This is a genomic window from Anabaenopsis sp. NIES-4685, from assembly GCF_059725405.1.
Genome location: NZ_AP043602.1, coordinates 2,291,176 through 2,300,452, shown reverse-complemented (window position 1 = coordinate 2,300,452; position 9,277 = coordinate 2,291,176). Strand labels below are relative to the sequence as shown.

7 protein-coding genes and 1 pseudogene are annotated in these 9,277 nt (G+C 42.4%); 2 read left to right on the top strand and 6 right to left on the bottom strand.

Annotated features, from left to right (window positions below; translation table 11 throughout):
• Positions 1–86 precede the first annotated feature (86 nt).
• The 4 genes and pseudogenes from AC6IZ0_RS10205 to AC6IZ0_RS10190 form a co-directional block, all read right to left on the bottom strand.
• Positions 87–1,591, bottom strand: a pseudogene (locus AC6IZ0_RS10205) (S8 family peptidase).
• Positions 1,592–2,021: 430 nt separating this feature from the next.
• Complete coding sequence (locus AC6IZ0_RS10200; protein WP_497725972.1) at positions 2,022–4,676, bottom strand: peptidase domain-containing ABC transporter; 2,655 nt, start codon at positions 4,674–4,676, stop codon at positions 2,022–2,024.
• Entirely contained in the window at positions 4,625–5,383 is a 759-nt protein-coding gene (locus AC6IZ0_RS10195; protein ID WP_497725971.1) for a peptidylprolyl isomerase, read from the bottom strand. The genes AC6IZ0_RS10200 and AC6IZ0_RS10195 overlap by 52 nt, the downstream gene beginning before the upstream one ends.
• 174 nt (positions 5,384–5,557) lie before the next feature.
• Complete coding sequence (locus AC6IZ0_RS10190) at positions 5,558–6,337, bottom strand: TIGR00297 family protein (RefSeq protein ID WP_497725970.1); 780 nt, start codon at positions 6,335–6,337, stop codon at positions 5,558–5,560.
• Between the two features lie 437 nt (positions 6,338–6,774).
• Here AC6IZ0_RS10190 and AC6IZ0_RS10185 point away from each other — a divergent pair, with 437 nt between their 5' ends.
• Positions 6,775–7,206, top strand: a complete 432-nt coding sequence (locus tag AC6IZ0_RS10185) for a VOC family protein (protein WP_497725969.1) — start codon at positions 6,775–6,777, stop codon at positions 7,204–7,206.
• Here the strand turns inward: AC6IZ0_RS10185 and AC6IZ0_RS10180 are convergent.
• Positions 7,136–7,804, bottom strand: a complete 669-nt coding sequence (locus AC6IZ0_RS10180; RefSeq protein ID WP_497725968.1) for an esterase/lipase family protein — start codon at positions 7,802–7,804, stop codon at positions 7,136–7,138. The genes AC6IZ0_RS10185 and AC6IZ0_RS10180 overlap by 71 nt on opposite strands.
• 242 nt (positions 7,805–8,046) lie before the next feature.
• On the opposite strand from AC6IZ0_RS10180, the gene AC6IZ0_RS10175 reads away from it, so the two are divergent.
• Complete coding sequence (locus tag AC6IZ0_RS10175) at positions 8,047–8,478, top strand: hypothetical protein (RefSeq protein ID WP_497725967.1); 432 nt, start codon at positions 8,047–8,049, stop codon at positions 8,476–8,478.
• Positions 8,479–8,524: 46 nt separating this feature from the next.
• On the opposite strand, the gene AC6IZ0_RS10170 is transcribed toward AC6IZ0_RS10175, so the two are convergent.
• Positions 8,525–9,229, bottom strand: coding sequence for a 16S rRNA (uracil(1498)-N(3))-methyltransferase (locus tag AC6IZ0_RS10170; RefSeq protein ID WP_497725966.1), 705 nt, complete (start codon positions 9,227–9,229; stop codon positions 8,525–8,527).
• Positions 9,230–9,277: the final 48 nt, after the last annotated feature.

The following is a 9,277-nucleotide window of genomic DNA, read 5'->3' as shown; positions in this document are numbered from 1 at the left end:
TGATAACCTGATGAAGGATATAATTTTTGTGGGGTGGGTATCTTACCCGCCCCTGTGTCCCTGACTGTAATGTGCTGTAATTCCTGTTATCGGCGAATAATGGGGAGAAATCTGCGTAAAATATCTATGCCTAGCTGCAATTGACTGAAAAGTTTCCGGATTTTGGTAAAATCTACCCTATTTTGATCAATATCATCGGCATTGAAGATATTATCATTTATGCCATCATTTATGCCGCTAAGTCCTGCGATCGCCCTATGGTAATACCCTAATTCCGCTAGTTTCCCAGGATTCATAGGGCTGATAAAGAAAGAAATGGGAGGGGGGTTAGAAGTTGGTGCATTTTCACTGATAAAATCTGTTACTTTTATTTCCAGATTTATAGCAGTAGCTAATATAATATTGCCGCCATCTCTGCCATAGTCCGGTGAAACTACAGGGGTGATGTTCCACCTGTTAGCATCTGGTATTGGTGTACTATTTCCAGCGGTTTCTATAATGATTTCTCGGATTTCGCCATTAGTTAAGTTAGGATTAGCACTGAGCATTAAGGCAACTACACCAGCAACGTGAGGAGCGGCCATGGATGTACCACTATATGTACCATACTCATTACCAGGGAGGGAGGAATAAATACCCACTCCTGGAGCCGTCACATAGGGAAAAGAATTCAGCCCAGCCCTGTTAGAGAAGTTAGCCATCTGACTGTTCCTGTCAACTGCTCCCACAGCCAATCCGCAGTTGTTGGCATAGCGAGCGGGATAGCCGGGAAATGGGTAACTATTATTACCCGCTGCCATGACAACCACAACACCTTGACTACTGGCATATTGAATTGCAGTTTCCAATGTGCTGTTAGGGAAATTACTACCGAGACTGAGATTAATTATATCAGCACCATTATTCACAGCATAGTAAATACCATCAGCAACGGTATTACTGCTGCCTGATCCCTGTTCATTGAGAACTTTAATCGACATGATTTTAGCATCATAGGCAATACCAGTTACCCCAAAGCCATTATTTGCTCCAGCAATGGTTCCAGCCACATGAGTACCATGACCATTAACATCGATGGTACTGTTGGTATTGTCAACAAAATTCCAACCTTGGGCATCATCAATATAGCCATTATTATCGTCATCGATGCCATTACCAGGAATTTCATTGGGATTAGTCCAAATCTTATCCTTTAAATCTGGGTGATTATAGTCAACGCCGGTATCTAACACAGCAACAACTACACCATTACCTGTGTAGCCCTGGGCCAGGCCGCCGGTGCTCTGACTAAATCTGCTCCCCAATTATTACCACCCACAGGAGGAACATCAGCAAAAGTATTTTCACCAGCAGCTCTTGCTACTGCGGCTGCGGCATTAATCAAGCCATAGCCAGAATTAAAATTATAGTTAGTGGTCTGGAGGGAAGTTGTATTAATATTATCAGGATTATCGGGTGAATTAAAACTACTCCGACCCCTGAGGCTCAAGCTATAATCATTGTGGATTTGAAAAGTGTCTACGGAGGAGAGATGGGTGGAATTTAGCCCGTGATGAGGAAACAAAGTCTGACTAATATCGTCAATGGGCATATATATTTTCTCCTCAATGAAACAGAATATTTTTTGACAGCACTTGTTAAAACCTGTTTCCCAGGTTTTAAAAGGTGAGTTTACCTCCCTTAATCACAATTAATATGAAATGAAATTGCAAAATGACTCTTTTTTGACCAAAAAGTATAATTGAAAGTATAGTTTTTCCCGTCGTTTAGGGTGGTGTGAGCTATGGAGTTTTATCTGGTGCAAAAACCCAAGCCTTAATACAGCGATGGTTTCTGGGATGAGGAAGGAAAATCACAAAGGAGCAAAGTGATGGAAAGTGGACATCTGGATCACAATGATTGACAGCGCCCTTCATCTGAGTTAGGTAAAAAAGGGCGGGCTTTCCTGCCCACCCCAGAAGATTTATGATTGTCATGGCGAGGGGTTCCCTGTGACCGCATCACCCAAGACACAAATAAGATTAAATATTTGCTTGCTGACGTTGGTATAGTGACCAGTACAAACCTTTTTGTTGTAGCAAATCTAAGTGAGTACCTCGTTCTGCAATTACGCCTTTTTCCAAGACTAAAATCAAATCGGCACGTTTTAGGGGTGCGAAACGGTGAGCAATGAGGAATACAGTGCGGTTACTAGAAACTTTTTGTAAGTTTTGCAAAACTTGCTGTTCAGTTTCACTGTCTAAAGCGCTGGTGGCTTCATCTAAAACTAAAATTGGTGCTGAGGAGAGAAAGAGTCTGGCTAGGGCTATGCGTTGTCTTTGTCCCCCAGATAAAGCCGTCCCTCTTTCTCCCACGTTGGTTTCATAGCCGTAAGGTAATTGACTAATAAAATCATGGGCGACAGCTAACCTTGCAGCTTCTACTACTTCCTCGGCGGTAATATCGGGGTTACCAAGAGTAATATTTTCTAAGATGGAGCCATTAAATAAAAAGTCTTCTTGGAGAACTACGCTAATTTGTTGGCGTAGTGAGGCTAAATCAGCACTCTTAACATCAAATCCATCAATTAAAATCCGTCCCGATTCAATTTGATAGAGGCGTTGTAATAGCTTAGAAAGGGTACTCTTACCCGAACCACTGCGGCCGACAATTCCCACAAATTGCCCTGGTTCTACGTTGAAGGAGATACCTTTGAGGACAGGTTCAATGTGTGGTTGGTAACGGAAAAATATTTGCTCGAAGGTAACTTGACCTTTGATGGGTGGTAAAACTAACCCTGTTCCTGATTCTGCTTCTGGGGCGATGTTGAGAATATCACCAATGCGGTCTACAGAGAGTAGCACTTGTTGGAGATTTTGCCATAGTTGCACTAGACGTAATAGTGGCCCGGTGACTCTTCCTGAGAGCATTTGAAAGGCGACAAGTTGCCCAATAGTGAGATTTTGCTCAATGACTAGTTTGGCACCAAACCAGAGAATGAGTAAAGATGAAAAATTGGTGAGAAAGTTACCGATATTACTGCTAATATTGGAGGTAGTAGAGGCTTTAAATCCTGTACGCACGAACCGTGCAAATAATCCTTCCCAGCGATCGCGTGCTGCTGGTTCGGCTGCATGGGCTTTGACAGAGTGAATCCCTGTAACTGTCTCAACTAAAAATGATTGACTGTCGGCATTGCGATTAAAAGTTTCATTGAGCCAATTGCGCAGAATTGGTGTAGAGATAATTGTCAAAGCTGCAAATAAAGGCAATACCGCCAAGGCTACAAAGGTCAGCTGGATATTGTAATAAAACATCAAAACTAGATAAACTACAGCAAAGAAACTGTCTAAAATCACAGTTAATGCTGTACCTGTGAGAAATTGGCGGATTTGTTCTAGTTCCTGAACCCTGGCTATGGTATCTCCCACGCGCCGTGACTCAAAATAAGCTAAAGGCAAACGCATGAGATGGCGGAATAGTTGAGCCGATAGGCTTAAATCTAAACGGCGGGCGGTATGAGTAAAGATAAATAGCCGCAGAATACCCAGTATAGATTCAAAGGTCGCGATTAACAACAGTGCGATCGCCATGACATCAAGAGTGGGCAAACTTTGCTGCACCATTACTTTGTCAATGACAACTTGGGTAATCAGTGGAGTTCCCAACCCTAGCAGCTGCAAAGTAAAAGATGCTACTAATACTTCCGCGAGGAGTTTCCGGTACTTCCAAACTGCTGGGGTAAACCAACCCAAATTAAATTTTTCTTGAGTAGATATAAGTTCAACTTGCCAGAGTCTACCATCCCATGCAGACTCAACCACCGACTGGGGTAAACTTTCACAAGCATAATCCTGATTGAGGGGATTAGCAATAATCAGGTTAGATCCTTTCATGCCATAGGTTACTACCCAAGAAGCTGGCCGGGATGAATCCACTTGCCATTGTAGCATGGCTGGAAATGATAACTGCCGCAAGTCAGCCCAGGTAACTTGTAACCTTCGCAGCATTAACCCCAACTTCTCACCCCCCTCCACCACATTCTTGGGGCGCTGTCCCCTGAGTTGGCGTTGCACCCATTCTAATTTCACCGGATGTTCTAAGTATTGCGCCACCATTGTTAAGCAAGCAGCAGCCGTGTTCGCACTATTTACAAAGGGATAAGCAGAGGTGACAACCGTTGGGGATGGGTTGAGTTCCGGTGTCAGGTCTGGTACTCCTAAGTTCCTCTGGTGAATATCACCTGTGTCCTTCCCACCAGTTCGCCAAAAATCTTCAATTTCAGGACTAGAAAACTCTGTCCACAGTGCTGTACTCCAACATACTACTACTACTTCTTTGCTAGCAGCTACAGCTTTGCAGTCTACAGACATCTGATACAAACTACCAAACCAATCACCAGCTTGTAGAGAGGCTAAAGGCTTACCTTCTTCTTGTTCTCGTAAACGGACTTTACCAGTCAAAATCAAAAACTGATCACTACCTGCTGCGGTTGACCAGATTTTTTCTCCCAAACGATATTGACGGATTTGGGCTTGATTTTGCAGTTGGGATTGTTGTTCAGAACTCAACCAGCGCAGGGGTGGTTGATACCAAGGTATAGAAGCTAGGGCGTTGACTTTTAAACGTTGATTATCCAGAGATTTTAGCTCATTTGTAGTTTGACCGTCAGCTTTTGAATTTTCTCCACTAGCCATTTCTCAAATAGTTCATTTTGTAGTGATTGTTGAAGTTGGATATCTTCTAAAGACGCTGGCAAAAATTGTTCCACTCGAAATAAGCCGTAACGTCCTTCGATTTCTATAGGTCCGACAACTTGTCCAGGAGTAGCTATATCAAAAACCGCTCTTAATTGATCCGGTATTGTTCCTCGGCTTACTGGTCCCATCATTCCGTTAACCATGCGGTCTTCTGCGAGGGAATATTCTTTCGCTAGTTGCTCAAAACTACCTCCTTCTGCAATTTGGCTTTGTAGTTCTTCAGCTATTTCTAGATCCTCGACAATAATTCGGGAAACTATCACCCGATCCAGAAAAATTTTGCGTTCGATAAAATATTCGGAAATTTTCGGTTCTGTAATTAAAACTTTCAGCTTTTCTAATTTAAATTTCAGTGCTATTGATTCGTAAAAGGTAGCGTAGTCTGTGGCATTGTCTTTTAGCCATTCCTGAAATACTTTAGGGTCATTGAGTTGATTCTTGAGGCGGAAATCAATAATGGTCTGTTCTGTGGAAGCGGGACTAATGTGTATATCATCTCGCGATTGTATTTCTTGTTCAATAACATATTGGCGGAGAATGTCGCCAATAAAATGGGCTAACTTTCCAGAGGCTTGCAGATATTTTACCGCCTGATTTATAAAAATTGGCTGGTCATTAACTATCAAAAACGGTGAAGATTCCATGAAATAATCCCATAAAGAACAGATGAAGAAAGTAAATGAGCCAAAATATAAACTAAATCTATCTATCTCAGCCACCTGAAAACCGATGATTATAAAATAATGGTAAAATTAACGCATAATAGAATCAACTATGCGCCAATAATTGCGTGTTTTTTAAAGAATCAGGCGAAAAAATCAGGAAATAGTAATTTTCCAAATCAAGGCGAGTATGATAGCTGCGATCGCCCCAATTAATGTGTTAATAATATTTACTACTTCGTTGGTGAGCCAGTCATATTTAGATTGCAATGTTGCACCAATCACACTTTCTAAATTTGTAGCGATAAATGCAGCCAATATACACCAACACACTCCTAATAAATCCACTAAACCCACAGCCCAACCTACAGAGGCGATCGCAATAGAAGCCACCACACCGGCTATTGTTCCCTCTAAACTCACTGCTCCTTCTGTACCACGAGATACTGGTTGTAGTGTAGTAATCAAAAAAGTTCTCTTACCGTAGGCTTTACCAACTTCGCTAGCAGTGGTATCAGCAAGCTTAGTACTCAAACTAGCGACATAACCCAGTAATAGTAGAAACTCAAGGTTACTGACCATGAGTAATCCGGAATTGAGAATTCCCACCCCCAACGCACACACAGCAGCAGTCAGAGCCGAACCCCAAACATTTTCCGAACCTCTAGCTCCAGAACGTTTCTCAGCTATTCCTTCTGCTTCTTTTTGTGCCATGCCAATACGTGTTACACTAGAACCAACCAAAAAATAGAACATTACCACGAGATATCCTTGCCAACCAAGAGTTACCCAAATGAGTACTCCCAGTAACCAAGCGTGAAATAATCCGGCTGGGGTAAGTAGCTTTTTAGGCAAAATCGAGGCTAAAGCTAACAGCACCGTGTTTAATCCTATGGCTACTAACCAAGGATTTGCAAAGTCAAGAAAAGATAACATCAGCAATCAATCATGAGTACTTTGGCCAGAATACCAACAGGATAACCAACTTTAGAACTGGGATGTTGAGTTTCTGCCACTGTTTCACGCCAAAAATGCCGATATTCTTTTCCTATTACAGGTTAAGTAACCCCCACCGACTTGTAAAGATGTGTTAATCGCTTTTCCACCCCACTTCAGTCCAACATCTTCACTAAGATATAAGCTGAAATTATCTTAAACTGTATGTTTGACCACAAATCAGGTTTTAGGGGACTAAACGGCTTCACTTTGTATACAGTATTAACGATTTATTATATATAGGACTCCTATTTGATTTCTGTTCCCTGTTCCCTGTTCCCTGTTCCCTGTTCCCTGTTCCCTGTTCCCTGTTCCCTGTTCCCTTTCCTCACTGATAATTTCTCAACTCAAATAGGATGACTATATTTAAAATAGCTATGCAGCGTACCTTATTTCATCTGGCTTTTCCCGTAACTGACATTGCCCAAACCAAAGCATATTATGTTGATGGACTTGGCTGCATGGCCGGTCGTGAAAATTCCCAAGCGCTAATTCTCAACCTCTACGGACATCAATTAGTAGCTCATGTCACTAAGGAAAGTCTGTTACCCCAACGGACTATCTACCCTAGACACTTCGGACTCATTTTTGTTCAGGAACATGACTGGGAAGAGTTGCTAGAAAAAGCACAGAAACAACAGCTTATTTTTCGGGAATCACCTAAACGTCGCTTTGTGGGTTCACCCTTGGATCATCGCACTTTCTTTTTAGAAGATCCCTTTTACAACTTGATGGAATTTAAATATTACCGCCACCCAGAGGCGATTTTTGGCAGTTCTGAATATCCCGAAATTGGTGACCGGGGTTAATTGGTTCTGCCAAGGCAGATACTACGGCTGCCAAACTGTTGGGATCTGTTAACATTGAGGGATGTAGTAGAACTTTGACTACTATTTGTTTTCCCACGGGCATTTGTGAACTATTTGCCGGAACGATCATTAAATCATAAGGTGTCCATATCGATGTAAAATTTATCTGATCTAATATCTGAGCATCAGCATTTAAATCTTGGATGAATCGACTATTAGAGCGCATTTGCAAGCAGCCTGGACGCTGGGAAGCATAGGCCATCAAAGTTCCGTTGTGAGGAGAGGAAATAGTAATTAACCTGTGTACGCGGTTGATTCCTCCTAGCCTTTGAACATAGTAACGGCTGATAATTCCTCCCATACTGAAGCCTACTAAATCAATTGGTTCGTGTGGGCCAAAGGTATTAAGAATATAATCTCTTACCTGCTGTGCCAAAATATCAAGACCAACGGCAGCATTGTTGGGAACCAGATCCAGGGTATACACAGGCCAACCCTGCTGTCTGAGATAACTGGCCATGGTATTGAAAACTGCTCCAGTGTCTTCAATACCATGTATTAATAACACGGAGTTACGCTGTAGGTTGTTGCTATTCATAGGAATATATGGGATGTCCTTAATTGAATGCCTTAATAGTGTCAATGTCTACTAGTAATCTATGCCACTTTTACCACGGGTCTGCCAACAGGAAAATATTAATTTTAATTAAGCATCATTTCTAAATCTTGCACTTAGCTACGGTAAAATTGAATAATTAACTCTTAATGTCTACCAGTGGGAAGTGCTTCCACTACAGAAATAAAACTATTTACAGATATATAAACACGGGGGAAATTCTCATGTTCGGTTTTATCAAAAAGTTAATCGCGGGTATTTTGGGTTTTATTACTGGGTTGTTACCTGGTAAAAAAGGCAGTGGCTACTACTTAGAGTTAGATGAATCCGCAGATGATACAGCACCAGCAGCTACAGCTAAAGATCAACAAGTATCCCCATCACCTGCTAATGGTACGGCTGCGGTGGTTTCAGCCGCAGTAGATGCACCCGCTGCTTCAAAAACCAGTAAAGTAGAGCCGACAAAAAATACCGGAGCTAATCAAGCCACACCCACCACAGTATCAGCCTCTAATGGGACAAAAACACCAGCCACTGAAACTACTTTTGCCCCAAAATATCTTGTTCCTACTGGGTCTGGCTCTAGTCGCCGCCGTCCAGGGGCAAATATGAATTCTTACCTGGATATGGCACGACAAATGAAAACTTCTAACTAAGTTGGTTGACACTCCCCTGACTGCGGTAATGGGGATTTTTTGCTAACTAGTGAAATGCTGCGGAAATTAAGGTTATTGCTACTGTTGGCGCTGTAACTGCTCGCAAGATGCGGCGGCCAAGAGATACTGGTTGAAAGCCAGAGGCGATCGCTAGGCTGATTTCCGCTTCAGTCCATCCCCCTTCCGGGCCTGTGGCAATGGTAATTGTAGATGTGTCAGATTCAATCAGGTTATTTAAATGGGGATAATCACCACGTCCCTCACAAATATAACGGTGACTTCCCAGATTAGCGCTAATACTAGTAGTAAAAGGTACGGGTTCCAAGATTGTGGGGATAAAACAGCGTTCTGACTGTTCCGCCGCTTCTGTAGCAATCCGTCGCCAACGTTCCAGTTTTTGCGGGCTGGGATTGAGTAAGGTGCGATCGCTCAATACCGGAGCAATACAACTTACACCTAATTCTGTACAATACCTGACGATTTCATCAAATCCATTCCCCTTGGGCAAGGCTACCATGAGGGTAACGGTTACAGGTAATTCATTTTCTGGGCTTAATTGTTCTAATATCTGGGCTTGTTCTCCTTCTAATTGAGCTAACCACCATTTTCCTCGACCATCCATGGCAATGAAGCGATCGCCCCCACGTAAGCGTAACACTCTGCCTAAATAATGCTGTTGCTCTTTACCTAGGGTAATCACATTTGCTTGAATTTGAGAGGGAGCGATCGCCATTCTTTGTAGTTGAGCCATGCTAATTTAATTACCTACAGTCATCAAGCATAAAAAAACCTACTCTGT

Bases quoted from the DNA above. Each gene is read 5' to 3' on its own strand.
- AC6IZ0_RS10200 (WP_497725972.1), bottom strand. From the start codon at position 4,676: ATGGCTAGTGGAGAAAATTCAAAAGCTGACGGTCAAACTACAAATGAG.
- AC6IZ0_RS10195 (WP_497725971.1), bottom strand. From the start codon at position 5,383: ATGGAATCTTCACCGTTTTTGATAGTTAATGACCAGCCAATTTTTATA.
- AC6IZ0_RS10190 (WP_497725970.1), bottom strand. From the start codon at position 6,337: ATGTTATCTTTTCTTGACTTTGCAAATCCTTGGTTAGTAGCCATAGGA.
- AC6IZ0_RS10185 (WP_497725969.1), top strand. From the start codon at position 6,775: ATGCAGCGTACCTTATTTCATCTGGCTTTTCCCGTAACTGACATTGCC.
- AC6IZ0_RS10180 (WP_497725968.1), bottom strand. From the start codon at position 7,804: ATGAATAGCAACAACCTACAGCGTAACTCCGTGTTATTAATACATGGT.
- AC6IZ0_RS10175 (WP_497725967.1), top strand. From the start codon at position 8,047: ATGTTCGGTTTTATCAAAAAGTTAATCGCGGGTATTTTGGGTTTTATT.
- AC6IZ0_RS10170 (WP_497725966.1), bottom strand. From the start codon at position 9,229: ATGGCTCAACTACAAAGAATGGCGATCGCTCCCTCTCAAATTCAAGCA.